At 73.5% G+C, this 22418-nt stretch carries 22 protein-coding genes and 1 pseudogene; 13 read left to right on the top strand and 10 right to left on the bottom strand.

Features of this window, described 5'->3' with window-relative positions; genetic code table 11:
* Positions 1-128: 128 nt before the first annotated feature.
* Positions 129-761: an HAD family hydrolase gene (locus ABTX81_RS03970; protein ID WP_350541366.1), complete on the top strand. Its 633-nt coding sequence runs from the start codon at positions 129-131 to the stop codon at positions 759-761.
* Between the two features lie 16 nt (positions 762-777).
* Here ABTX81_RS03970 and ABTX81_RS03965 read toward each other — a convergent pair whose 3' ends face one another.
* Positions 778-1014: a hypothetical protein gene (locus tag ABTX81_RS03965; protein WP_350541365.1), complete on the bottom strand. Its 237-nt coding sequence runs from the start codon at positions 1012-1014 to the stop codon at positions 778-780.
* A 505-nt stretch (positions 1015-1519) separates the two neighbouring features.
* Between ABTX81_RS03965 and ABTX81_RS03960 the strand changes: the two genes are divergently transcribed.
* Positions 1520-1903: a cold-shock protein gene (locus tag ABTX81_RS03960; RefSeq protein WP_350541364.1), complete on the top strand. Its 384-nt coding sequence runs from the start codon at positions 1520-1522 to the stop codon at positions 1901-1903.
* Positions 1904-1918: 15 nt separating this feature from the next.
* Here the strand turns inward: ABTX81_RS03960 and ABTX81_RS03955 are convergent, their stop codons facing one another.
* From ABTX81_RS03955 to ABTX81_RS03940, 4 genes are all read right to left on the bottom strand, one after another.
* Positions 1919-2764: a 1,4-dihydroxy-6-naphtoate synthase gene (locus tag ABTX81_RS03955; RefSeq protein ID WP_350541363.1), complete on the bottom strand. Its 846-nt coding sequence runs from the start codon at positions 2762-2764 to the stop codon at positions 1919-1921.
* The gene (locus ABTX81_RS03950) at positions 2757-3515 is read right to left on the bottom strand and encodes a futalosine hydrolase (protein ID WP_350541362.1); all 759 of its coding nucleotides are present in this window, start codon (positions 3513-3515) and stop codon (positions 2757-2759) included. The genes ABTX81_RS03955 and ABTX81_RS03950 overlap by 8 nt, the downstream gene beginning before the upstream one ends.
* Positions 3516-3525: 10 nt before the next feature.
* Positions 3526-4059, bottom strand: a complete 534-nt coding sequence (locus tag ABTX81_RS03945; protein WP_350541361.1) for a hypothetical protein — start codon at positions 4057-4059, stop codon at positions 3526-3528.
* 76 nt (positions 4060-4135) lie between these two features.
* Positions 4136-5461, bottom strand: a complete 1326-nt coding sequence (locus ABTX81_RS03940) for an MFS transporter (RefSeq protein ID WP_502892711.1) — start codon at positions 5459-5461, stop codon at positions 4136-4138.
* A gap of 635 nt (positions 5462-6096) precedes the next feature.
* On the opposite strand from ABTX81_RS03940, the gene ABTX81_RS03935 reads away from it, so the two are divergent.
* Together ABTX81_RS03935 and ABTX81_RS03930 are read left to right on the top strand one after the other, a co-directional pair.
* Positions 6097-6978 (top strand): DUF3027 domain-containing protein, encoded by an 882-nt coding sequence (locus ABTX81_RS03935; RefSeq protein WP_350541660.1) that lies wholly within the window; start codon positions 6097-6099, stop codon positions 6976-6978.
* A 178-nt stretch (positions 6979-7156) separates the two neighbouring features.
* Positions 7157-10573, top strand: coding sequence for a sacsin N-terminal ATP-binding-like domain-containing protein (locus ABTX81_RS03930; RefSeq protein ID WP_350541360.1), 3417 nt, complete (start codon positions 7157-7159; stop codon positions 10571-10573).
* A gap of 27 nt (positions 10574-10600) precedes the next feature.
* Here the strand turns inward: ABTX81_RS03930 and ABTX81_RS03925 are convergent, their stop codons facing one another.
* The 3 genes from ABTX81_RS03925 to ABTX81_RS03915 are packed head-to-tail and all read right to left on the bottom strand — an operon-like array spanning position 10601 to position 13665.
* Complete coding sequence (locus tag ABTX81_RS03925; protein WP_350541359.1) at positions 10601-10837, bottom strand: hypothetical protein; 237 nt, start codon at positions 10835-10837, stop codon at positions 10601-10603.
* A 31-nt stretch (positions 10838-10868) separates the two neighbouring features.
* Complete coding sequence (locus ABTX81_RS03920; protein ID WP_350541358.1) at positions 10869-13328, bottom strand: HAD-IC family P-type ATPase; 2460 nt, start codon at positions 13326-13328, stop codon at positions 10869-10871.
* 52 nt (positions 13329-13380) lie between these two features.
* Positions 13381-13665, bottom strand: a complete 285-nt coding sequence (locus tag ABTX81_RS03915) for a DUF2530 domain-containing protein (protein WP_350541357.1) — start codon at positions 13663-13665, stop codon at positions 13381-13383.
* Between the two features lie 247 nt (positions 13666-13912).
* On the opposite strand from ABTX81_RS03915, the gene ABTX81_RS03910 reads away from it, so the two are divergent.
* Positions 13913-15376: an NCS2 family permease gene (locus ABTX81_RS03910; RefSeq protein ID WP_350541356.1), complete on the top strand. Its 1464-nt coding sequence runs from the start codon at positions 13913-13915 to the stop codon at positions 15374-15376.
* Positions 15377-15544: 168 nt separating this feature from the next.
* On the top strand, positions 15545-16078 hold the full coding sequence (locus ABTX81_RS03905) for an NUDIX domain-containing protein (RefSeq protein ID WP_350541355.1): 534 nt from the start codon (positions 15545-15547) through the stop codon (positions 16076-16078).
* Here ABTX81_RS03905 and ABTX81_RS03900 read toward each other — a convergent pair whose 3' ends face one another.
* Entirely contained in the window at positions 16079-17392 is a 1314-nt protein-coding gene (locus ABTX81_RS03900; RefSeq protein WP_350541354.1) for an NsdA family TPR-like regulatory protein, read from the bottom strand. It abuts the gene before it with no gap.
* Positions 17393-17570: 178 nt separating this feature from the next.
* On the opposite strand from ABTX81_RS03900, the gene ABTX81_RS03895 reads away from it, so the two are divergent.
* The 7 genes and pseudogenes from ABTX81_RS03895 to ABTX81_RS03865 form a co-directional block, all read left to right on the top strand.
* Positions 17571-18047 (top strand): ATP-binding protein, encoded by a 477-nt coding sequence (locus tag ABTX81_RS03895; protein WP_350541353.1) that lies wholly within the window; start codon positions 17571-17573, stop codon positions 18045-18047.
* The gene (locus tag ABTX81_RS03890) at positions 18044-18253 is read left to right on the top strand and encodes a hypothetical protein (RefSeq protein ID WP_350541352.1); all 210 of its coding nucleotides are present in this window, start codon (positions 18044-18046) and stop codon (positions 18251-18253) included. Before ABTX81_RS03895 ends, ABTX81_RS03890 begins: the two co-directional genes overlap by 4 nt.
* A gap of 117 nt (positions 18254-18370) precedes the next feature.
* Positions 18371-18499: an albusnodin family lasso peptide gene (locus ABTX81_RS03885; protein WP_350541351.1), complete on the top strand. Its 129-nt coding sequence runs from the start codon at positions 18371-18373 to the stop codon at positions 18497-18499.
* 81 nt (positions 18500-18580) lie between these two features.
* Positions 18581-20275: an albusnodin/ikarugamycin family macrolactam cyclase gene (locus tag ABTX81_RS03880; RefSeq protein ID WP_350541350.1), complete on the top strand. Its 1695-nt coding sequence runs from the start codon at positions 18581-18583 to the stop codon at positions 20273-20275.
* The gene (locus tag ABTX81_RS03875) at positions 20272-20967 is read left to right on the top strand and encodes a lasso peptide biosynthesis B2 protein (RefSeq protein ID WP_350541349.1); all 696 of its coding nucleotides are present in this window, start codon (positions 20272-20274) and stop codon (positions 20965-20967) included. The genes ABTX81_RS03880 and ABTX81_RS03875 overlap by 4 nt, the downstream gene beginning before the upstream one ends.
* A complete protein-coding gene (locus ABTX81_RS03870; RefSeq protein ID WP_502892705.1) occupies positions 20906-21457 on the top strand; it encodes a GNAT family N-acetyltransferase in 552 nt (183 codons plus the stop codon). Before ABTX81_RS03875 ends, ABTX81_RS03870 begins: the two co-directional genes overlap by 62 nt.
* Positions 21458-21597: 140 nt before the next feature.
* Positions 21598-21759 (top strand): annotated as a pseudogene (locus ABTX81_RS03865) (NCS2 family permease); the annotation flags it as partial.
* 98 nt (positions 21760-21857) lie between these two features.
* Here the strand turns inward: ABTX81_RS03865 and ABTX81_RS03860 are convergent.
* Complete coding sequence (locus tag ABTX81_RS03860) at positions 21858-22301, bottom strand: VOC family protein (RefSeq protein WP_350541658.1); 444 nt, start codon at positions 22299-22301, stop codon at positions 21858-21860.
* Positions 22302-22418: the final 117 nt, after the last annotated feature.

Below are 22418 nucleotides of genomic sequence, written 5' to 3'. Positions count from 1 at the left end.
GGCTCTCTCTCGCAGATAGCTCAGGCAAACCTAAGTTCCACCCGGAAGCCTGGGCAAATCGTTCCTTCGGGCAGGTCGCGCGACTCGGGCGGCCGGGCGGCCCGGGCCCGGTTGGATAGCCTGGCGGCATGCCCGCCACCTCGGACGCCCCGCTCACCGTCGGCTTCGACCTCGACATGACGCTGCTGGACACCCGGCCCGGCATCCGCGCCACCTATCTGGCGCTGTCGGCCGAGACCGGTACCGCCATCGACGCCGACCTGGTGGTCACCCGGCTCGGACCGCCGCTCGTCGACGAGCTGCGCAACTGGTTCCCGGCGGAGCGGCTGGAGGCGGTCGTGGACCGCTACCGCACGCTGTACCGGGACCACGCCTTCGCGCCGACCGTCGCCCTGCCCGGCGCGCACGCCGCCCTGGACGCGGTCCGGGCGCACGGCGGCCGGGTCGCGGTGATCACCGGCAAGTACGAGCCGAACGCCCGGCTCCATCTGGAGCACGCCGGCCTGCGGGCGGACGCGCTGGCCGGCGACCTGTGGGCGGAGACCAAGGGCGACGCGCTGCGCGAGCACGGCGCCACCGTCTACGTCGGCGACCACCTCGGCGACATCCGGGGCGCCCGGCACGCGGGCGCCGTCGCGGTGGCGGTGGCCACCGGCCCGTACGGCGCCGAGGACCTGCGGGCGGCGGGCGCGGACGTGGTGCTGCCCGACCTCACCGCCTTCCCGGCCTGGCTGGCCGGGCACCTCGGCAAGGCCGTCTAGCGCCCTCCAGCGGACCCTAGGCGTTCGCCCGGGAGCGGCGGCGCTGGGCCCGGGCGGAGAGCAGCAGGCCGGTGAGGGCGAGCAGGAAGCCCAGCGGCATCAGCATGCTCAGCCAGTATGCGGCCGTCGGCAGCGGCGTCAGGTGCAGGAACAGCGGGACGAAGGTGACGAGCGTGGCGAGCGCGCCGAGCCCGAAGACGATCGCTCCGGCCTTGACGAAGGCGTCGCCGCGGTCGGTGCTCTGGCTGCTCACGGAACTTGCTCCTCTGCGGCCGGGACGGCGGGTTCGGCTGCCGTCCCAGTCTCGCAGAGGCAGCCGGCGACCCGTCCCGCGCGGTGCCGCGCCGGCGCCGGGCGCGGGCGTCCGCGACCGCTTCGCGGACGAGCGGCTCCGTCACGTTGCGCAGTTTTCCGGGCGCTGGGAGTTTTGATCCCTGCTGGGCGGGGGTATGCAGGCTGTGCCGAGGGGTGCGATCAGTGCGCCCCGTTTCTCTCCGAGCGGGGGTGCGAGCCTGTGGACAGCGCCGAGCCGCGCCCCGGCGACTCCGGTTCCGGGTCGCCCGTGGCCGCCGGAGCTCCGTACGGATCCTGTGCGGAACGCGGATGAGACAGTGACGGACCGTTAGTCTGCTCCTTACAGCGTGCCAGCCGTACGCGCCCCCCGCGGGCGTGCCCCCGAGGCAGGACCGCTCTCCCACCACCCAGTGATCCCCGGCCAGGGCCGGGATCCCTCACACCCACATCGAGGACTGTTCGAGATGCCCACCGGCCAGGTCAAGTGGTTCAACGAGACGAAGGGCTTCGGCTTCCTGTCGCGCGACGACGGCGGCGACGTCTTCGTCCACACCAAGGCGCTGCCCGCCGGGATCACGTCGCTGAAGCCGGGCCAGCGGGTCGAGTTCGGCGTGGTCGCCGGGCACCGCGGCGACCAGGCGATGCAGGTCCAGCTGCTGGACGCGCTGCCGTCGGTGGCCGCCGCCCAGCGCAAGAGCCCGGACGACATGGCGGCGCTCGTCCAGGACCTCATCACCATGATGGACGCGGTGCTGCCGGGCCTCCAGCACGGCCGCTACCCGGCCAAGCCGGCCGGGCAGAAGCTCGCCGTGCTGCTGCGCGGGGTGGCCGACCAGTTCGACGTCTGACGGCCCCGGCGGGCGTCAGAAGTCCAGCGCACCCGGGCCGAGCGGAGGCACCAGCCCCTCCGCGGCGGCCCGGGTGAGCAGCGCGCGCACGGCCGCGTGCCCCTCCTCGCCGAGGGCCGCGGTGAACTCGTTCACGTAGAGGGCGATGTGCCGGTCCGCGACGGACGGGTCCATCTCCTGGGCGTGCTCCAGCACGTACCGGCGGCTGGCCTCCGGGTCGTCCCAGGCCTGCCGGACGGAGGCGCGGATCGCCTCGGTGAGCGCCCGCAGCCGCTCCGCGCCCAGCGAGCGCCGGGCGATGATCGCGCCCAGCGGGATCGGCAGGCCGGTCTGCCGCTCCCAGGCCTCGCCCATGTCGGCGAGGCAGCGCAGACCGTAGTCCTGGTAGGTGAACCGGGCCTCGTGGATGACCAGGCCGGCGTCCACCCGGCCGTCCCGGACGGCGGGCATGATCTCGTGGAACGGCAGCACCACGATCTCGCCCAGGCCGCCGGGCACCGCCCCGGCCGCCCAGAGCCGGAACAGCAGGTAGGCGGTGGACCGCTCGGAGGGGACGGCCACGGTCCGGCCGCTCAGGTCGTCGCCGCTCTGCGGGCGGGTCAGCACCAGCGGTCCGCAGCCGCGGCCGAGCGCGCCGCCGCACGGCAGCAGGGTGTACTCGTCCAGCACCCACGGCAGGGCGGCGTAGCTGACCTTGAGGACGTCCAGCTCGCCGCGCTCGGCCAGGCCGTTGGTGATGTCGATGTCGGCGAAGGTGACCTCGGGGGCGTCCGCGCCCGCGACCAGGCCGTGCGACCAGGCGTGGAAGACGAAGGTGTCGTTCGGGCAGGGCGAGTACGCGATGCTCAGCCGTTCAGCCACGGCCGGCCTCCTTCAGTAGCGCGGGGTGGGGCAGGGCGGCGAAGGCGCGCTCCAGCGCGGCCAGCGCCTCGCCGATCCGCCAGGCGGAGCGGTCGCGCGGGCCCACGGCGTTGGAGACGGTCCGCAGCTCGAAGGACGGCACGCCGTGCCGGGCGGCGGCCTCGGCGACCCCGAAGCCCTCCATCGCCTCGGCCACCGCGTCCGGGTGGCGGGCGATCAGGGCGGCGGCGCGCGCGGCGCCGCCGGTCACCGTCGAGACGGTGAGCACCGTCCCGGCGACCGCGCCCAGGGCCTCGGCGGCCAGCGCCACCGCGGTCGGCGCGGGGGTGTGCCGGACGGTCCCGAAGCCCAGCTCGGTGACGTCGGCGAAGCCGTCGGGGGTCTCGGCGCCCAGGTCGGCGGCGACGATGCCGGTGGCGACCACGGTCGCGCCGAGCGGCGCCCGGGGGGCGAAGCCGCCGGCGATCCCGGCCGAGAGCGCCAGGCCGTAGCGGTCGGCGGTGAGCGCGGTGGCGGCGGCCGCCGCGGCGGCGCCCGGGCCGACCCCGCCGGCCAGCACGTCCACCGTCACGCCCGAGGGGTGCGCGACGCGGTCCAGCGCGCCGCCCGGCAGCGCCACCCGCTCCTGGTGGGCCCGCGGGTCGGCGCCCAGGCCGCGCAGCACGGCGTCGGCCTCGGCCGGCACCGCGACGACGACGAGCAGCCGGGCCCGCGCGGGGTCCGACTGCTCGTCGGGGAGTCCTACCGTCACCGGACGACCGTCAGCTGTCCTGGGTGTTCAGCTGGAAGTACCACACCGCGTAGATCGCGTCCGGCGTCTTCGGGTCGGTCTCGACCACGGTGACCAGGGTCTTGCCCGAGGCGTTCAGCGCCTTGGTGGCCGGGACCGAGCCCGAGAAGGTGGCGTTGCGCGCGGCCGAGGCCAGGATGAACCGGCCGCCCTGGCCCTGCTGCCCGCCGTTGGTGTTGGCCCACCAGCCGCGGTCCGCCACCTCCGGGCTGACGCCGATGCCGATCCGGTCGCTGACGACCACGTCGGACGAGGGCAGGGTGCCGTCCTCCAGGGCCTTGCCGGCCTTGTCCTGGCACTCCTCCTGCTGCTGGTCGGTCAGCGGCTGGCCGTTGTTGAAGCAGAACGGGTCGGCGGCCTGCGAGGAGTTGCCGACCAGCAGGGTGGCGCGGTGGTCGCTGATCTCGTGCTGGTTCGACGCGTAGGCGATGGACCCGCCGACCGTGCCGGCGGCGATGACGACGACGGCGCCGAGGCCGGCGACTGCGCGGGTGCTGAGGCTCATGCGTCAGAGGCTACCGGGCTTTCGCGATCACGCTACGCGGGGGTCGGGAACCGCGTGTTGTCCACCGGGGCCCGGATCACGCCACCCGGGGCGCCGCCGGCCGGGTGCGCAGCCCCAGCCGCAGCAGCGAGTGGAGCGTCCAGAGCAGCACCGCGCCGAGCACGGCGGCGGCCACCGACAGGCCCAGCGCGCCGTTCAGCGGCAGCAGGATGCCGACCGCGCCGCCCGCCACCCAGGACAGCTGGAGCGCCGTCTCCGAGCGGGCGAAGGCGGAGGTCCGCACCGACTCGGGGACGTCCCGCTGGATCAGCGCGTCCAGCGACAGCTTGCCCAGCGAGGCCGCCAGACCGGCCGTCCCGGCGACCGCCACCACCGTCACCGTGCCGTACCAGAGCGCGGCGGCGGCCGTGGCGCAGCCGGCCAGCAGCAGCATCGCGGTGACCGTCAGCTCCGGGCCGCGGGGCCGCAGCCAGGAGCCGAGCACCGAACCGAGCGCGTTGCCCGTCCCGGCGGCCAGCGCCACCAGGCCGAGCGCGAGGGTCGGCCGCAGGCCGCCGACCGGGTCGTCGCGGAGCAGGAACGCCAGGAACAGCACCAGGAAGCCGACCAGCCAGCGCATCGCCGCCATCGCGCGCAGCGCCAGCACCACCGACGGGCCGACGGTGCGCAGCGAGGCCCTGGGCCGCTGCCCGGGGCCCGCCGGCTCGGCGGGCCCGGCGCCGCCGCGCCCGTGCAGCACCCCGAGGTGGTGGCCCGGCGGGTGCTCCTCGGCATGCAGCACGGCGCGCTGCTCGCCCTTGGCCGAGTCGACCTCGTGCGGCAGGTGGAAGGCCATCAGGGTGCCCGCCACGAACACCAGGAAGGCGCCGCGCAGCGGCCAGCCCGGCCCGATGAGGTGCAGCAGCCCGCCGACGCCGGCCGAGACCATGGTGGCCAGCAGCCCGGCCAGGGTGACCCGGGAGTTCGCCTTCACCAGGGAGAGCCGGCTGGGCAGCAGCCGGGGCACCACCACGCTGCGCACCACCCCGTACGCCTTGGAGGCGACCAGCACGCCGAGCGCCTCCGGGTAGAGCGCCAGCCCGCCGCCGGCCACCACGCCGGCCATCGTCCAGGCGAGCACCGCGCGGGCCAGCATCGACGTCGCCATCGCGGCCCGGCGGCCGTGCGGCAGGCGGTCCAGCAGCGGGCCGATCACCGGGGCCAGCAGGGCGAACGGCGCCATGGTGACCAGCAGGTAGAGCGCCACCCGGCCGCGGGCCTCGCCGGTGGGCACGGAGAAGAAGATGGTGGAGGCGAGCGCCACGGTGATCAGCATGTCGCCGAAGGCGTTCAGTGCGTGCAGCTCGATGAGCTTGGCCAGGCCCGACTCGCCGGCGCCCTCGGCGGCGGTGGCCCGGCGGATCCGGCGGCCGGTGCCGTGCACCACCTTGCCGGTGCGGGAGCCGGCCGCGGAGGCGGTGCGGACCAGGAAGTGCCGGTGCGGCTCCTCCGCGTCCTCCGCCTCGAACGTTCGGCCGGCCTCCGGCGCCCCGATCGTCTCGGCGGCCTCGGCGGATTCGACGGCCTCGGCGGCGGGCAGTGGCGACGGGTCCACCGACTGCGGTTCACCCGCAGCGTGGACCGGAGGCTGCTGTCGCGGCACCGCGTTCGCCTCGTCGGGGCCGCCGGCCTGCGAGGCGCGCAGTGCGTGCTGCGACGGGTTCTCGTCCGCCACAAGCCCATCCTGCCCCAGAATCATGACGACAACGCGGGATTCCGCTCCGCGCCGCGCGGCCGTGGGCCGGCGTTCCCGATCCGGACGTCCGCGAGCCACTCCGGACGCCCCGGACTGTGCCGGGTGGCCGACCGGCGGGTAGCCTGCCCAGGGTCCGCCCGAGGGCCCGACCGGCGCCGGCGGACCTGACGAGCGGCGCGGCCGGTATCCGCGGCGGCCCGCGGTCGCGCAGAATGGACAAGGGACACCGAGCCGCGACGGAACAGGCAACTCGCCGTGGGCGACAGAAGAACTGGGAGAGAATCGACGCCGTGAGTGCTGCGATGCGAAGCCGTACCCCTGATCGGCTCTGTGCCGAGGCCGTCGAACTCGCCCGTCAGGCCGCCGAGGACGCCGTCGGTGCCGAGACCGTCGGAGCGCACCTGGGTGTCCAGGCCGAGGCCGACCGTGTCGTCACCCACACCTTCGAGTGCCTGGACGCGGCCTACCGGGGCTGGCACTGGGCCGTCACCGTGGCCCGCGCCCCGCGCGCCAAGAACGTGACGCTGGACGAGGTCGTGCTGCTGCCCGGCGCCGACGCGATCCTCGCCCCGCAGTGGGTGCCGTGGAGCGAGCGGCTGCGCCCGGGCGACATGGGCCCCGGGGACCTGCTCCCCACCGACGCCGACGACCTGCGTCTGGAGCCGGGCTGGACCGGCGAGGACGAGCCCGCGCCGAACTCCGCGGTGGCCCAGGCCGCGCAGGAGGACGTGCTGGTCTCCGACCCCGACATCCAGCCGGCGCCGGTGCGCGCCCAGATCAGCGCCGTCGCCGACGAGCTGGGCATGGGCCGCAGCCGGGTGCTCTCCCGGCTCGGCATGCACCTGGCCGCCGACCGCTGGGAGAAGGCGCACGGCCCGCAGACGCCGATGGCGCAGTCCGCCCCGGCCTCCTGCGTCAGCTGCGGCTTCCTGATCCCGATCGGCGGCACGCTCGGCCAGGCCTTCGGCGTCTGCGGCAACGAGTTCGGCCCGGCCGACGGCCAGATCGTCTCCTTCGCGTACGGCTGCGGCGGGCACTCCGAGGCGGCCGTCATCCCGGCTCCGCCGGCGCCCGCCGAGCTGATCCTGGACGAGCTGGTGGTCGAGCCGCTGCCGCTGCACCCGGACCGGCTCTCCGGCTCGGTCGAGCCGGACGCCCCCACCGAGGAGCTCGGCCACTCCTGAGCCCCGTGGTCTCCCGGCGGCCCGTCCCCCAGCAGGTGGGGCGGGCCGCCGTCGTTCCCGCCCGCGCTCCCGGCGCACTCCCGGCGCGCTGCGGCCGGGGGCGTGTCCGGCGCAGTCCCTCCGGCAAGGAAGAATGCCCCCGTAGGGCACAACAGGGCGGCGGAAGGCGGCAGGTCCAGTGGAACCTCGGATCATCGGCAGCGGCACGGACGAGCACCACGCGGACCCCTTCGGCAGCGCCGAGCTGCGCCGCCGGGTGCTGGACGCCTGGGCCGCCTCCCCGGCCCGGTTCCGGGAGGACGCCAACGCCGAGGAGGAGCTGGCCCTCGGCGGTTACCGCGACCGGCTGGTCGTCGAGCTGGCGCAGAACGCCGCCGACGCCGCCGTCCGCGCCGGGCACGGCCCCGGACGGCTGCGGCTCACCCTGGCGGACGGCGTGCTGGCCGCCGCGAACACCGGCGCCCCGCTGGACGCCGCCGCCGTCGAGTCGCTGTCGACCCTGCGCGCCTCCTCCAAGCGCGGCGAGCGCGACACCACCGTCGGCCGGTTCGGCGTCGGCTTCGCCGCCGTCCTCGCGGTCACCGACGAGCCCGCCGTGCTCGGCTCGGCCGGCGGGGTGCGCTGGTCGCTCGCCGAGGCCCGGACGCTGGCCGAGGCGCAGCCCGCGCTCGCCGAGGAGCTGCGCCGCCGGGACGGCCACGTGCCGCTGCTGCGCCTGCCGTTCGCCGCCGAGGGCCCGGCGCCCGAGGGGTACGACACGGTGGTGGTGCTGCCGCTGCGCGACGCCGCCGCCGAGGACCTCACCCGCCGGCTGCTGGCCGGCATCGACGACGCGCTGCTGCTCACCCTGCCCGGCCTGGCCGAGGTGGTGGTGGAGACCTCGGAGGGCACCCGCACGCTGACCCGCTCGGCCGCCGAGCCGCGTCCGGACACTCGCGCCGGAGGGCCCGCCGGCGCCGAAAGGGAGGAGCGCGGGAGCGACGGAGGAGCGACGGAGCGACGACCGTCGGCGCCGGGTCAGGAGGGCCCGCAGGCGGGTCGAAACATCACCGAGGTGACGGTGACAGACGACGCGGGCGGGGGGCTGCGGCGCACCGTCTGGCAGACCGCCGAGGCGTCCGGCACGCTCGCCGCCGACCTGCTCGCCGACCGGCCCACCGAGGAGCGCGCCCGCCCGTACTGGACGGTGACCTGGGCGGTGCCGGTCTCCGACGAGGGCGCCCCGCAGCGCCCCGCGATCGCCCCCGTGCTGCACGCGCCCACCCCCAGCGACGAGCCGCTCGGCCTGCCCGCGCTGCTGATCGCCTCCTACCCGCTGGACTCCACCCGCCGGCACGTCGCCCCCGGCCCGCTCGCCGACTACCTCACCGAGCGCGCCGCCGACGCCTACGCCGACCTGCTGCGGGCCCGCGGCGGCGACCTCGGCTCGCTCGGCCTGGTGCCCGGCCCGCTCGGCCAGGGCGCGCTGGACAACGCGCTGCGCGCCGCCGTGCTCTCCCGGCTGCCCGGCACGCCGTTCCTGCCGCACCCGGCGCCGGTCGAGGAGGGCACGCCCGCGCTGCGGCCCCGGGACGCCACGCTGCTGGAGGGCGCGGACGGCTCGGTGGTCGAGGCGCTGGCGCCGATCTTCCCCGGCCTGCTGCCGGCCGGCCTGGAGCGCCGCACCGAGCTGCGGGTGCTGAACGTGCGCCGGGTCCCGCTCGCCGAGGTGGTCGACCAGCTGGGCGGCCTGGACCGCGAGCCGGCCTGGTGGCGCAACCTCTACGCGGCGCTCGGCGGCGCCGACCCGGAGGCGCTTGGCGCGCTGCCGGTGCCGCTCGCCGACGGGCGCACGGTGACCGGCCCGCGCCGGGTGCTGCTGCCCTCCGACGACGCCGACTGGGCCGCCTTCCCCGGCTACCCCGAGTCGCTGGCCGGCGCGCTCGCCGTGCTCGACCTGCGGCTCGCCCACCCGGAGGCCGCCCACCCGCTGCTGGCCAAGCTCGGCGCCGGCGCGGCCACCCCGGCCGGGGTGCTGGACACGCCCGAGGTGCGGGCCGCCGTCGCCCGCTCCTACGAGCTGGCCGAGGACGACCCGGACGCCGCCGCCGACCTCGCCGAGGCGGTGCTGGCGCTCGTCAAGGCGGCCGCCCCGGCGCCCGGCGAGCACCCCTGGCTGGCCCGGCTGGCCCTGCTCGACGACGAGGGCGAGCCCGCCCGGGCCGGTGAGCTGCTGTTCCCCGACAGCCCGCTCGCCGCGCTGGCGCGCGAGGACGACGCCGCCTGGGTGGACGACGAGCTGCTGGAGCGCTGGGGCCCGGAGGTGCTCGCCGCCGCCGGCGTACCGGCCGAGTTCGTGCTGGTCCGCGCCGAGGACGTGGTGCTCGACCCGGACGACCTGGAGCGGCTCGACCCGACCGCCCCCGCCGACCGGGCGGCCGGCGGCCACCCCACCGGACTGATCGACGAGGCGCCGGACGGCCTCGCCGAGTGGGCCGAGGACGTGCTGGAGGCGCTGCACGCCGACGACGGGGACACCGTGGGCGTCCCGCCGGTCGCCGCCGAGCTGCTCGCCGTCCGCGACCTGGACCTGGTGGACGACGACGCCTGGCCGCAGGCGCTGGCCGCGCTGGCCCGCCCGCCGTACCGGGACGCCGTCGTCACCCCCGTCCGCACCCTGCTGCCCAACGGCTCGTACGCCGACCTGCCGCCGTACACCGCCTGGTGGCTGCGCGACCACCCGGTGCTGGACGGCCGGGAGCCCGCCGGGCTGCGCGCCGCCGGCGCCGACCCGCTGCTGCGCGGCCTGTACGACGAGGCCCGCACCACCCTGGACGAGCAGTTCCTGCACGCGCTGGGGGTGCGCACCACGCTGGCCGCGCTGCTCGCCGAGCCGCACGGGCCGGACGAGGTGCTGGACCGGCTCACCGACCCGGTCGCCGAGGTCGGGCACCGCCAGCTGCACGGCATCCACAGCGCGTTGGCCCGGGTCGCGGTGGAGCGGATCGAGCCGCTGGACGTGGTGCGGGCGGTGCCGCCGATGGACCGCGCCACCGGCCGCCGCCCCGACCGCACGATCGTGGTGGACGCCTCCGAGGCGGTCGTCGCGGACGCCCCCGACCTGGTGGAGCTGCTGCACGACCACCCGCTGCTGCCGGTCGCCCCGGCGCTCGCCGCCGACCTCGCCGAGCGGCTGCACGTCTCGCTGGCCAGCGAGGTGGCCGGCGGCCGGGTGCTCTCCCAGGGTGCCCTGCACCGGGTGCCGGCCGTGGTGCGGGAGCTGCTGCCCGGCTGCCCCGTCGCCTACGAGGAGCACGAGGAGCTGCTGGTGGTCGGCCCGGACGGCGAGGAGGCCGCCGTGGACTGGCGCTGGGACGCCGCGGCCGACACCCCGGAGGCGCCGTACGACCCGGAGTCGGCCGAGGAGGCGGACGAGGACGACGAGTTCGAGGTGCCGCCGGTACCCGGGCTGCTGCACGCGGCCACCCCGGAGGGGCTGGCCGCCGGGCTGGCCTGGTCGGCCGGGCAGTGGCACCGCCGGTTCGAGGTGCTGGCCGCGCTCAGCGAGCCGGACCGCGCCTACGAGCTGTCCGCCGCGCGCGACTTCGAGGGCTGAGCCACCGGGCTCCGGTGCCCGCCCGCCTCAGGAGCGGGTGCCGGAGCGGGTCCGGCCGCGGGCGATCAGCCGCAGGTAGATCGCGAGCGTGGCGACCACCCAGGCGGCCGTCAGCACGGCGGCCGCCGCCTTGGTCAGCCGCGGCCCGGGGTCGATCCCGGCCAGCACGCCGACCCCCACCATCGCCAGGGCCAGTACCCCGGTGACCAGCAGCCCGCCCAGGAAGGCCGCGAAGGCCTCCAGCTCACCGCCCCTGCGCCCCATCGAGGCCACCCCCCGTCGCCCGGTCCCGGGCTCAATCATCGGTCCGGCGGCGCATGATCCGCCAGACCACCTCCAGCACCACCCCGGCGATCAGCGCGATGGCGACGCCGATCCACGGGTCCCGGGTGCCGGCCAGCGAGAGCTCGAAGAAGTCGGAGAGCCACGGCACCGTCAGCACCAGGGCGAACGCCCCGCACATCGTCCCGATCAGCAGCAGCCGCCACCAGTTGTACGGGCGGGCGACGATCGCCAGCACCCAGATCGCGACCAGGAAGAGCGTCAGGGTGGCCACGCTGGTGTCCGACTTCAGCTCGGTGGCGTGGTTGGCGCGGGCCAGCGCGTACGCGGTGAAGGTGGCCGTCCCCGCGATCAGGCCGCCCGGGACCGCCAGCCGCAGCACCCGGCGCACGAAGCCGGTGCGGGCGCGCTCGTTGTTGGGCGCCAGCGCCAGGAAGAAGGCCGGCACGCCGATCGTCAGGGTGGACAGGACGGTGGAGTGCCGGGGCAGGAACGGGTACGGCGAGTGGGTGAAGATCACCAGCAGCGCCAGCAGCACCGAGTAGACCGTCTTGACCAGGAACAGCCCGGCCACCCGCTCGATGTTGCCGATCACCCGGCGGCCCTCGGCGACCACCGAGGGCATCACCGCGAAGGAGTTGTTCAGCAGCACGATCTGGGCGACCGCCTTGGTCGCGTCGCTGCCGCTGCCCATCGCCACGCCGATGTCCGCGTCCTTGAGCGCCAGCACGTCGTTGACGCCGTCGCCGGTCATCGCCACGGTGCGCCCGCGCGACTGCAGCGCGCCGACCAGCTGGCGCTTCTGCTGCGGGGTGACCCGGCCGAAGACGGTGGTGTGCTCGGCGGTGTCGGCGAAGGCCTTCGGCTCGGCGGGCAGGGTGCGCGCGTCCACCGGGTGGCCGGCGCCGGGCAGGCCGAGGTGGGCGGCGACCGCGCCGACCGAGACGGCCGCGTCGCCGGAGATCACCTTCGCCTCGACCCGCTGGCCCTCGAAGTAGCGCAGCGTCTCGGCGGCGTCCTCGCGCAGCCGCTGCTGGAGCACCACCAGGGCGAGCGGCCGCAGGCCGGCGGCCGGGTCCGGGGCGTCCAGCGGGACGGGCGTACGGCCCAGCAGCAGCACCCGCAGGCCCTGGGCGCCCAGCTCGTCCACCTCGGCCAGCGCCGGGTGGCCGGAGGGCAGCAGCACGTCGGGGGCGCCGAGCAGCCAGCTGGCCTCGTCGCCGCGCGGCTCCAGCAGCTGCACCCCGCTCCACTTGCGGGCGGAGGAGAAGGGCATCGCCTCGATCACCCGCCAGCCGTCGCGCCGCTCCTCGCTGCCGTCGCCGTAGGCGTCGATGACGGCCTGCATCGACGGATTGGGGCGGGCGTCGGCGCCGGCCATCACGCCGAGCGCCTGCCGGACCGTCTCCTTGAGGGTGCCGTCGTCCGGATCGTCGGGCTCCCCGCCCCCGACGATCCGCAGGTCCACCACGTCCATGCCGCCCTCGGTGAGGGTGCCGGTCTTGTCCAGGCAGACGGTGTCCACCCGGGCCAGCCCCTCGATCGCGGGCAGCTCCTGCACCAGGCACTGCTTGCGCCCCAGCCGGACCACGCCGATCGCGAAGGCCACCGAGGTCAGCAGCACCAGGCCCTCGGGCACCATCGGCACGATCCCGGCGATCATCCGGCGGACCGCCTCGCGCCAGTCCCGGCCCTCCACCGCCAGCTGGCTGATGATCAGACCGATCGCCGTCGGCACCAGCAGCCAGGTGATGAACCGCAGGATGCTGTCGATGCCGGAGCGCAGCTCCGACTTCACCAGGGTGAACCGGCTCGCCTCCTCGGCCAGCTGCGCCGCGTACGCCTCGCGGCCGACCTTGGTGGCGGTGAACGCGCCCGCGCCGGCCACCACGAAGCTGCCGGACATCACGTGGTCACCGGGGTGCTTGAGCACCGGGTCCGGCTCGCCGGTGAGCAGTGACTCGTCGATCTCCAGGCCGTCGGCCTCGGTGACCTCGCCGTCGACGATCACCTTGTCGCCGATGCCGAGCAGCACGGTGTCGTCCAGCACGATCTCGCCGACGGCGACCTGCTGGGCGGCGCCGTCCCGGCGCACCTGGGGCCTGGCCTCGCCGATCAGCGCGAGGCTGTCCAGGGTCTTCTTGGCACGCAGCTCCTGGACGATGCCGATCGCCGTGTTGGCGACGATGACCAGGCCGAACAGGCCGTCCTGGAGCGGGCCGACGACCAGGATGATCGCGAACATCACGCCGATGATCGCGTTGAACCGGGTGAAGACGTTGGCCCGGACGATCTCCCGGGTGGAGCGGCTGGAGCGGACCGGGACGTCGTTGACCTGGCCGCGGGAGACCCGCTCGGCCACCTCGGCGGCGGTCAGCCCGCCGACCCGCCCGGGCAGCAGGCCGAGCGGGTGGGCGCCGTCCGGCTTCTCACCGGCGGGCTGTTCCTCGGCGGGCTGCGCAGGCTGCGTCATGGCACCGACTCTACGGGTGCCTTATGTCCGGTGCGTGCTACTAAAGGACTATTCAGTCCGACCGGGTGGCCGGGTTCCGGGCCTCCGCCGCGGCGGCCGCCCGGCTGCGCGCGATGGCGTCCCGGCGGGCCCGGCAGTACCAGAGACCGATCAGTCCGAGTCCGCCGCCGGCCAGGCAGATCCACGGCCAGTTGCCGTGGCCGTGGTCGGAGAGCGTGCCCCAGAACGGGAGCAGGACCACGAACGCCACGAACCAGAGCACCGTGCCGCCGCCGACGATGGCGACGTCGTTGGCCTCCAGCGGCGGGGGAGAGGGGTGCGGTGGCGTCTTGGGCATGGGGCCTAGGGTACGGTGCGGGCGCACGTCCGATCGATTCCGTACGGCACTGGCTGCACTTTTACCCGGGTTATTCGTTCTACGCGCGAAGATAGCGTACGAGCGATCGCGGAACCCATACTTGTCTCTCCGGTCGGTCGCGGCATGCTCAGGACACCGTGCTTCGTGCCCGTCCCACCGGGTCGCCCGGCCACCGTCGTTCCCGGGCGGGTCCCCCCTCTCCTCCGCCCCCCACAGAGGACGCAGCATGCCCGTGGCCCAGCCGACCACCGAGTCGCCCGAGCCCGCCCAGCCCGACGCGCCGAAGCCCCCGTTCGGCGCGCTGGACCGCTACTTCCGGATCAGCGAGCGCGGCTCCACCCTGCCGCGCGAGATCCGCGGCGGCGTCGCCACCTTCTTCACCATGGCGTACATCCTGGTGCTGAACCCGATCATCCTGGCCAGCGCCACGGACATGACCGGCGCCCACCTGGACAGCGCCCAGCTGGTCACCGCCACCGCGCTCACCGCGGGCCTGACCACGCTGCTCATGGGCGTCATCGGCAACGTCCCGATCGGCCTGGCCGCCGGCCTCGGCGTCAACACCATCGTCGCCCTCCAGCTGGCCCCCAAGATGACCTGGCCGGACGCCATGGGCATGGTCGTGCTGGCCGGCTTCGCGATCATGCTCCTGGTCGCCACCGGCCTGCGCGAGCGGGTCATGAGCGCCGTCCCGCTCGGCCTGCGCAAGGCCATCGCGATCGGCATCGGCCTGTTCATCACCCTGGTCGGCCTGGTCGACTCCGGCTTCGTCAGCCGCATCCCGGACGCCGCCCACACCACCGTCCCGCTCCAGCTCGGCACGGGCGGCCACCTGCTCGGCTGGCCGGTCCTGGTCTTCGTGCTCGGCCTGGTGCTCACCCTGGTCCTAGTGGTCCGCAAGGTCCCCGGTGCGATCCTGGTCTCCATCGCCGTGACGACGGTCGTCGCCGTGGTGATCGACAAGTTCGCCGACATCCCCGCCCTCAACTGGGGCCTGACCGTCCCGGCCTGGCCGGGCAACCCGGTCGCCGCCCCCGACTTCGGCCTGGTCGGCGAGGTCAGCCTGTTCGGCGGCTTCGAGAAGGTCGGCGTCCTCACCGGCGTGCTCTTCGTCTTCACCGTCCTGATGTCCTGCTTCTTCGACGCGATGGGCACCATCCTCGGCGTCGCCGACGAGGCCCACCTGCTGGACGAGAAGGGCGACCTGCCCGGCATCAACAAGGTCCTGATGATCGACGGCATCGCCACCGCGGCGGGCGGCGCGACCTCCTCCTCCGCCAACACCTGCTTCGTCGAGTCCACCGCCGGCGTCGGCGAGGGCGCCCGCACCGGCTTCGCCTCCATCGTCACCGGCGGCCTCTTCGTGGTGGCCCTCTTCCTCACCCCCCTCGCCACCATGGTCCCCGCCCAGGCCGCCACCCCGGCCCTGGTCACCGTCGGCTTCCTGATCCTCGCCAACTCCGTGCGGGACATCGACTGGTCCGACTACACCATCGCGATCCCGGCCTTCCTGACCATCGCGATGATGCCGTTCACCTACTCCATCACCAACGGCATCGGCTTCGGCTTCATCACCTTCTGCATCCTCCGCCTCGCCACCGGCCGCGGCCGCGAGGTCCCCCTCCCGATGTACGCCGTCTCCGCCGTCTTCGCCTTCTACTACCTGATGCCGGCCCTCGGGCTGCTCTGACCCCTGCTGAGCTTTCGACGGCCCCACACCTTCATGGGTGTGGGGCCGTCGGTGTCGCGGCATGCGAGGGCCGCCAGTATTCGTCAGTCTGACGCGAATTTGCCGGAGTGGGCTGTTGAGGCCGCCCTCCTCTGCGATGCTGAAGGTCCATCGAGAGGGGCCGCGGCTATGCAGTGGAAGATCCACGGGGAACGTCCGATCTACGAGAACCCTTGGGTGAACCTGTGGCTGGCTGATGTCGAGCAGCCCGACGGGCACCGCTGGGAACACCACGTGGTCAAGCTGCGGCACCTGGCCGTCGCGGCCATCGTGAACAGCGAGAAGCAGGTGCTCATGATGTGGCGGCACCGCTTCATCACCAACACCTGGGCTTGGGAACTCCCGATGGGGCTGATCGAGCCGGAGGAGACCCCGGCGGAGGCCGCGGCCCGCGAAGCGCTGGAGGAGACCGGCTGGAGGGTCGGTGAGGTCAAGCCGTTGATCTACGCCCAGCCGGCGAACGGGATCACCGATTCCGAGCACTTCGTGTTCCGGGCCGATGCCGTCGAGTACGTGGGGCCGCCGACCGAGCGCAACGAGTCCGACCGGATCGAGTGGGTCGCCCTGTCCGAGCTGCGCGGCATGATCGACCGCCGCGAGATCGTCAGCAGCGGCACGCTCGTGGGCGTGCTCTACCTGCTGCTCGACGAAGCGGAGCTCTGATCACCTGGCGGAGCCGGTGATCCGGTCGGCCAGTTCCGCGGCCTGGGGGTGGCCGCGATAGGGCTTGAGTAACTGGCGGAACTCCTGGAGGTGGGCGACCACCCTGGGGGATTCGACGGCCGCCGCTAGGTCGAGGGCTGCCGTCGCGGTCGTGCAGGCCAGTTCGAGTTCCTGCCGCTGGAGTTGGGTGCGGGCGAGCCAGAAGCTGTGGAACGCGCGGCCTCGGAGGTTCGTCGTCGGCTCGGCCCGGAGGGCTTCGGCGATGAGGGGCTCGGCGGATGTCGCATCGCCCAGCTGGCCAAGGGCGATCCCGGTGTCCACGGTGAGCTTGGTGTGGTCGAAGTACTGGACCCACGCGGGGGCGTCGTCGGTGGTGGAGATCCGCTCGAAGTGGTCATGCGCCCTGGTGATCGCCAGGTGGGTCGCCTCCTGGTCGTGCGCGCTCGCGTGGCCGAAGGCTTCGCGCATCGACAGCATCGACAGCAGCCTCGGCGTACCGCCGTCGAGACGGGCGTTGTCCTGGGCGGCTCGAGCCAGTGTGATCGCGTCCTGTGCTTGCTCCTGGTAGGTCGCCTGGAGGCTGAGGCAGGCGAGCACGTTGGCGATGAACGGGCGGTCGCCGATCTCGCGCGCGAACCGGAGTGCTTCGGTGAAGTAGCCCTGGGCGGTGTTGAACTGCCGTGCGTCGAAGTACGTCCACCCGGTGAGGCGCGCGAGTTCGGCAGCGATGCCGTGGAGGCTACGACGGTAGTTGGGATCCGCGGTGTCGCGCATGATGCCCGTGACGTACCTGAGCTGGCCGATCACCGCCGGCCGTAGGGCTTCACCGCCATGCTGGTCGTCGCGCCGCCAATAGTCCTCGATGGACGCTTGCAGGGAACGCACGACGTTGGGCGTTACCCTCGCGCCTGCGGCTATGGCGAGGATGTCATCCAGCTCGGTCCCGACTCGGGCCTCGGGCACTGTCCAGGGGCTGCGCGAAGGCTCGACCTTGGGCGGTGGATCCAGGCGACGGCCGGTGGGCTGTTCCCACTTCCGGTCGGCCAGACCGAGCATCCGCCCGGGAATCCGTAAGCCGTCCGCGATGCGCTCGATGACGCCCATGTTGGTGATCTTTGGGCGGCCCTTCATCACCTCGCCCACCCTGCTGGGCGTCAGCTCGCATGCGCGAGCGATGCGAGAGGGATGGAACCCGCCTTTGCGTGCGGCGAGTTGGAAGATCCGCGCGAAGTCGCGCTCCGCGCAGGCGAGAACCATCTCCGGGTCCGCGAGCAGTCTGCGCGGAAGCCCCTGTGGCTCAGTGGACTCGCTCATGGCTGCCGCCCCTCAGCGCCAGGAAGATCATCGCTCAGTGTCACGTGAGATGACTGACCGCGAGTTTACCCATCGTGGGTACACGCGCTGGCCTTATTTCGAAGCCGTCCGCTCGGGGACTCTGGAGTCACCTCCGGGAGATGCCCGGAGGTGACCAACGGAGAGGACGGCTGCACCTATGAGCGTGATCAACTCCGCCTCGACGGTGCTTCCTTCCTCCTCTATCAGTAGCCCGGTCGACGTGCACATCGAACTCCCGGCGGTACTCCCTGGCGACCGGCGGTGTCGGGTGGAACTGCCCTGCGTCCCCGAATCGGCCGGTTTCGCACGCAAGTTGGTGACCACCAGCCTGGCCGCGTGGTCGCTCGATCATCTCACTGACGTGGCTGAGCTTCTGGTGACCGAGCTGGTCGCCAACGCGGCCAAACACACGGGGTGCACGAGGATCTCCGTTTCGGTGAAGCGGCAACAGGCGTCGGTTCGTGTAGGGGTCCGGGACTCGTCCGTCGAACTGCCATGCCGCATGGAGCCGAAAGGCGAGGCGGAGTCCGGGTACGGCCTCGGCCTGGTGGACTCCCTCGCCTCCGGTTGGGGAGTGGATCTGGCCGCGCTCGGCAAGTGGGTCTGGTTCGAGCTGAGGACGGCGGCGACGTGACCGTGAACCGATCCGGGATCCCCGGCCGACACCGGGGCGAGCATCGAGATCCGGTTGGCACCGTACTTACCGGAGTTCGGGCGCTCGGCCACGTCGTCACCGTGTTCCTCCTCGGAACCTCGGTGCTGAACCATCTGGAGGCCGCCGATCACCAGGGCCTCGCGCATCCCGCGAGATCGGTACCCGACCACGAGCCGCCGGCCTGACAAGCAGGTCCCCTCAAGACTCCCCTGGCCCCGACGACGACACCGGGGTCAGGGGGTGCACCACCGTGACGGGATCGGACCCGTCACGCCCTGCACCAGCGGAGGGAGGTGAACGACATGGACAACCTGGTCCAGCTCGACCCCGAGCAGGAGGAGGAGGTCGTCGTCCTGGGCGACGCGACGTTCCTGACGAAGGGCAGCAACAACAACAGCGTCGAGGGCAAGCGCGCGCCGTACGACGCCTGACGGTGACGGCACGGCGGCGGCACCCTGACCCCCGGGGGTGCCGCCGCACCTTGTTCGGGCTCGATCCTTGGAGGTGATCGCATGAGCCTGTTCGGTGGATCAATCACCCCGGCCACCACGTCTCGAACGCCTGCCGGCGCACGCGTGTTGTGGCGCGGCCCGTCGGCCTGGTCGGTCGACGCCCGGGTACGCCTGGCGGAGGGCGCCGGTAGGCGGTTGGCGGTTTTCGGCCCGTGTGGTGCCACGGACCCGGACCTTGATCGTCTCGTCCGTTCAACTGGTCTGCGCGTCCTGGACATGGCGGCAACCGCTTGGACGGGGGCGTACACGCTGGTCCTCGACGACGGCCGCGGCGAACTCACGGTGTGGGCCGACCCTGCCGGCGCGGCCCCGGTCTACACCACGCAGGTGGACGGGACTTCGGTCTGGGCGTCGAGTGCGCTCGCGCTGGCCTCGCTGATCGGTGCCGAGCCGGATGACGTCTGGCTGGCCGCGCACCTGGCCGAGCCGACCGCTTGGGTTCCCGGCCGGTCGGCCTGGAAGGGAGTGGAGCAGGTACCGCCGGGACACCGCTGGACCGCCACCGTGCATGGTGCTTCCGTCTTTGCTCCGTTCTGGCGGGTGCCTAGCCTGGCCTGGGACGACGCCGTACAGCGGCTGCGCGATGACCTGGAGGACAGTGTGCTCATCCGGGTTTCCGGACAAGCGGCGTCCTCCGATCTGTCGGGTGGTCTCGACTCCAGTACCCTCGCGGCGCTCGCCGCCAAGTGCGGCCCTGTCGCCGGCCTCACCTACCACCCCAAGGGGCGGGAGAGCGGCGGAGACATCGACCACGCCCGCGCCGTCGCCCGCGCGTTCCCCACGATCCGCCACCGCTTCATGCCCCTGGGCCCGGAGCACCTGCCCTTTGCGGACCTCGGTTCCGTCCCGTTGACGGACGAACCGGCGCCGTCGGCCATGGTCCACGCCCAGCTCTCCGCCCAGCTGAGTTTGTTGGCGGTTGATGGCATGAACGTGCACCTGACCGGGGACGGCGGGGACTCCCTGTTCATGCCGCCCCCGGTGCACATGGCCGACCTGGCGCGATCGGGTCGGCTCCTCCGCCTCGCCGACGACGCGCAGGCATGGGCACGGCTCTACCGGTCGAGCCCCTGGAGAGTGGTAGCCGCAGCCTGGAGCGACCCCGGAAAGCTCGGCGGTGCGACGGCGCCGATGCCGTGGCTCACCCGCCACACGCTCGACCTGGCCCGGTCCGTCACCGCTCCATACGCGGACACGCTCACCCTCGGGCACGCCGACCGCTACCTCCTGGGAGAAGCACGTTACGTCGGCCGGACCGCCGCGACGGAGAACCAGCTCGCCGCCGCACACGGCATCGATATGCACAACCCCTACACGGACGCCCGCATCGTGGAGACCGTCCTCGCCACGCCCGCGACGCAACGGTGGTCCGCACGCCGCTACAAGCCGCTGCTGACCGACGCCGTGACCGGTCTCCTGCCTCAAGGGGTCCTCCAGCGGGGCGCCAAGGGGGTGTTCGCGGCCGATCACCATCACGGGCTGCGCGCGAACAAGGCCCGCGTCCTGGACCTGGTGGACGGCCGCCTCGCCGACCTCGGTCTCATCCGTCCGGCGGCCGTGCGCTCGCTGCTGGGCCATGCCGTGCTCGGCGTCGACATCCCGTGGGGCCTGATCGAATCCGTTCTCGGCACGGAACTCTGGCTCCGGGCCTCGACCGCGGCCGGACAGGCGGTTCGCTGGGAGGAGAGGCCGTGACGATTCCCACGCCGACGAAGTACACGCGTACCGCACTGACCGGCCGCGCGGGTGTCGTCGTCGACTACCGGACCGGCCGGACGGTCCTCCTTACGGGCGACATGCTCACCCGCTGGCTCGCCGCACAGAAGCACAGCGCGGCGCCGGCGCCGGTCGTCCTGCGTGACTCGCAGGTCTCCTGGGGAACCCGCGAATCCCCCGCCCGTCTGGAGGCGGTCGCCCCACCACCGTGGGCATGGCGGCTGGCGGCGACGGCCGTGGTGGCGACGACCCTGGCCGTGCGCACGGCAGGCCGGCCGGACAGAAGCTTCGGCTGCCTTCGACGCCTCGCCGAGGCCGGTGGCCGGCTGCCGCTCCCGACCGCGCGCCACGCCGGTCTCGCGGTGCGCTCGGTCCGTTGGGCCGCCCGCGCGTTCCCCGCCCGTGTCGCTTGCCTGGAGGAGAGCGTGGCGGCCTCCCTCCTTCTCCTGCTCGGCGGCCGTGGTGGTGCCTGGCGCCACGGCGTGGCCACCGACCCGATACGCCTGCACGCCTGGATCTGCGACGTTCACGGCCTGCCGGTGGAGGAACCCGAGCAGACTGGCGACTGCACACCGATCAACGCACCGACCGACCCGGAACGAGGCACTGATGCCCACCCCTCACATCCTGCTGCCCGGCGAGCGCGTCAGCCTGGCGATGACCAACCGTGACCACCTGGCCGACTATCACCGATGGGAGAACGACCCCGGCACCATCCTCGGCTTCGGCACGCAGGTCGCCCAGTCCTGGGAGGTCCGCGCGGGCGGCTGGGAAGGTCAGGGCCGCAACCGCGACTACTCCCAGTTCGAGGTGGTCGCCGGCGACGACCACACGCCGGTCGGCATCACGACCCTCTCGATCGACCCCGCCGTGAGGACGGCCGAGTACGTCATCCTCCTCGCCCCGGAGGCGCGCGGTAAGGGCTTCGCCGCTGAGGCGACCGAACTGACGCTCCGCTGGGCTTTCGAGTACACGGCCCTGCGGATGGTGTGGCTCAAGGTCCTGGAGCCGAACGTGGCAGGCGTCGCCGCCTATCAGAAGGCCGGATTCCAGGCCGCCGGCCGCCTGCGGCAGTCGGGCTACTGGCGCGGCCGTCCCTGCGACGAACTCCTGATGGACGCCACCGCCGACGACTTCCTGATCACCGAGGCGTCCGCCTGAACAACTTGTTGACCAGCCTCGGAGTCTTCCGACTCGCGGGCATACAGGATCCAAACCAGCTGGTCAGGGTCTATGTCCAGCTCTGTGCGGCCCCCGAAGCGGCGCGGTGTGAATGCAGCCATGGCCAGACCCTACCCAAGCCGTTAGTGGCTTCCATCACCAACGGCATCGGCTTCGGCTTCATCACCTTCTGCATCCTCCGCCTCGCCACCGGCCGCGGCCGCGAGGTCCCGCTCCCGATGTACGCCGTCTCCGCCGTCTTCGCCTTCTACTACCTGATGCCGGCCCTCGGGCTGCTCTGACCGGCCCCGCGCCTTCGACGGCCCCGCGCTCCCCCGGAGCGCGGGGCTGTCGTCGTCGTGGCCGGGGCCGTCGTGCTCAGTCCTCGACACGGCTGGACTCAGTGGACGCAGAACTCGTTGCCCTCGGGGTCCTGCATGACCGTCCAGGAGCCGCCCGGTTCGGCGACCTCGCGGAGGGTGGTGGCGCCGAGGGCTTCGAGCCGGGTGACGGTGGCGGCGCGGGCGTCGGGGCCGGGGTGGAGGTCGAGGTGGAGGCGGTTCTTGCCCTGCTTCGGCTCGGGGACCCGCTGGAAGAGGACGCGCCGGCCGAGCCCGGTGTCGCTGGCGGGGTCGTGCGGGTCCTCGGGGTGGCGCACGGCGGCGAGGGACAGCCAGGCCTGCCGGCCGTCGACCTCGGTGAGCAGGTCCGGGGTGATCGCGCCCGCCTTGAGCAGACCGGAGATCAGGGTGCTGTGGTCCTCGAGGGTGTACTCGAGGGCGGCGGCCCAGAAGGCGGCCTGGCGGTGCGGGTCGGTGGCGTCGATGACGAGCTTCCAGTGCATGGGCATGTAACCGGTTATAGAGGTTTCCAGCATGCGGGGCAAGAGGGAATGTCAAGAGGGCGTCGGTGTAGGGGAGTTGGCGGGGGGCATACTCCGGCCTGAGACGGGGGAGGGGAG

Source organism: Kitasatospora sp. NPDC097605, from assembly GCF_040302725.1.
GTDB lineage: Bacteria > Actinomycetota > Actinomycetes > Streptomycetales > Streptomycetaceae > Kitasatospora.
This window is presented reverse-complemented; position numbering and strand designations above follow the sequence as displayed.

Coding starts and splice junctions, on each gene's coding strand:
- ABTX81_RS03970 (WP_350541366.1), top strand. CDS start 129: ATGCCCGCCACCTCGGACGCCCCGCTCACCGTCGGCTTCGACCTCGAC.
- ABTX81_RS03960 (WP_350541364.1), top strand. CDS start 1,520: ATGCCCACCGGCCAGGTCAAGTGGTTCAACGAGACGAAGGGCTTCGGC.
- ABTX81_RS03945 (WP_350541361.1), bottom strand. CDS start 4,059: ATGAGCCTCAGCACCCGCGCAGTCGCCGGCCTCGGCGCCGTCGTCGTC.
- ABTX81_RS03935 (WP_350541660.1), top strand. CDS start 6,097: ATGCGAAGCCGTACCCCTGATCGGCTCTGTGCCGAGGCCGTCGAACTC.
- ABTX81_RS03925 (WP_350541359.1), bottom strand. CDS start 10,837: ATGGGGCGCAGGGGCGGTGAGCTGGAGGCCTTCGCGGCCTTCCTGGGC.
- ABTX81_RS03920 (WP_350541358.1), bottom strand. CDS start 13,328: ATGACGCAGCCTGCGCAGCCCGCCGAGGAACAGCCCGCCGGTGAGAAG.
- ABTX81_RS03915 (WP_350541357.1), bottom strand. CDS start 13,665: ATGCCCAAGACGCCACCGCACCCCTCTCCCCCGCCGCTGGAGGCCAAC.
- ABTX81_RS03910 (WP_350541356.1), top strand. CDS start 13,913: ATGCCCGTGGCCCAGCCGACCACCGAGTCGCCCGAGCCCGCCCAGCCC.
- ABTX81_RS03905 (WP_350541355.1), top strand. CDS start 15,545: ATGCAGTGGAAGATCCACGGGGAACGTCCGATCTACGAGAACCCTTGG.
- ABTX81_RS03900 (WP_350541354.1), bottom strand. CDS start 17,392: ATGAGCGAGTCCACTGAGCCACAGGGGCTTCCGCGCAGACTGCTCGCG.
- ABTX81_RS03895 (WP_350541353.1), top strand. CDS start 17,571: ATGAGCGTGATCAACTCCGCCTCGACGGTGCTTCCTTCCTCCTCTATC.
- ABTX81_RS03885 (WP_350541351.1), top strand. CDS start 18,371: ATGGACAACCTGGTCCAGCTCGACCCCGAGCAGGAGGAGGAGGTCGTC.
- ABTX81_RS03880 (WP_350541350.1), top strand. CDS start 18,581: ATGAGCCTGTTCGGTGGATCAATCACCCCGGCCACCACGTCTCGAACG.
- ABTX81_RS03870 (WP_502892705.1), top strand. CDS start 20,906: ATGCCCACCCCTCACATCCTGCTGCCCGGCGAGCGCGTCAGCCTGGCG.
- ABTX81_RS03860 (WP_350541658.1), bottom strand. CDS start 22,301: ATGCACTGGAAGCTCGTCATCGACGCCACCGACCCGCACCGCCAGGCC.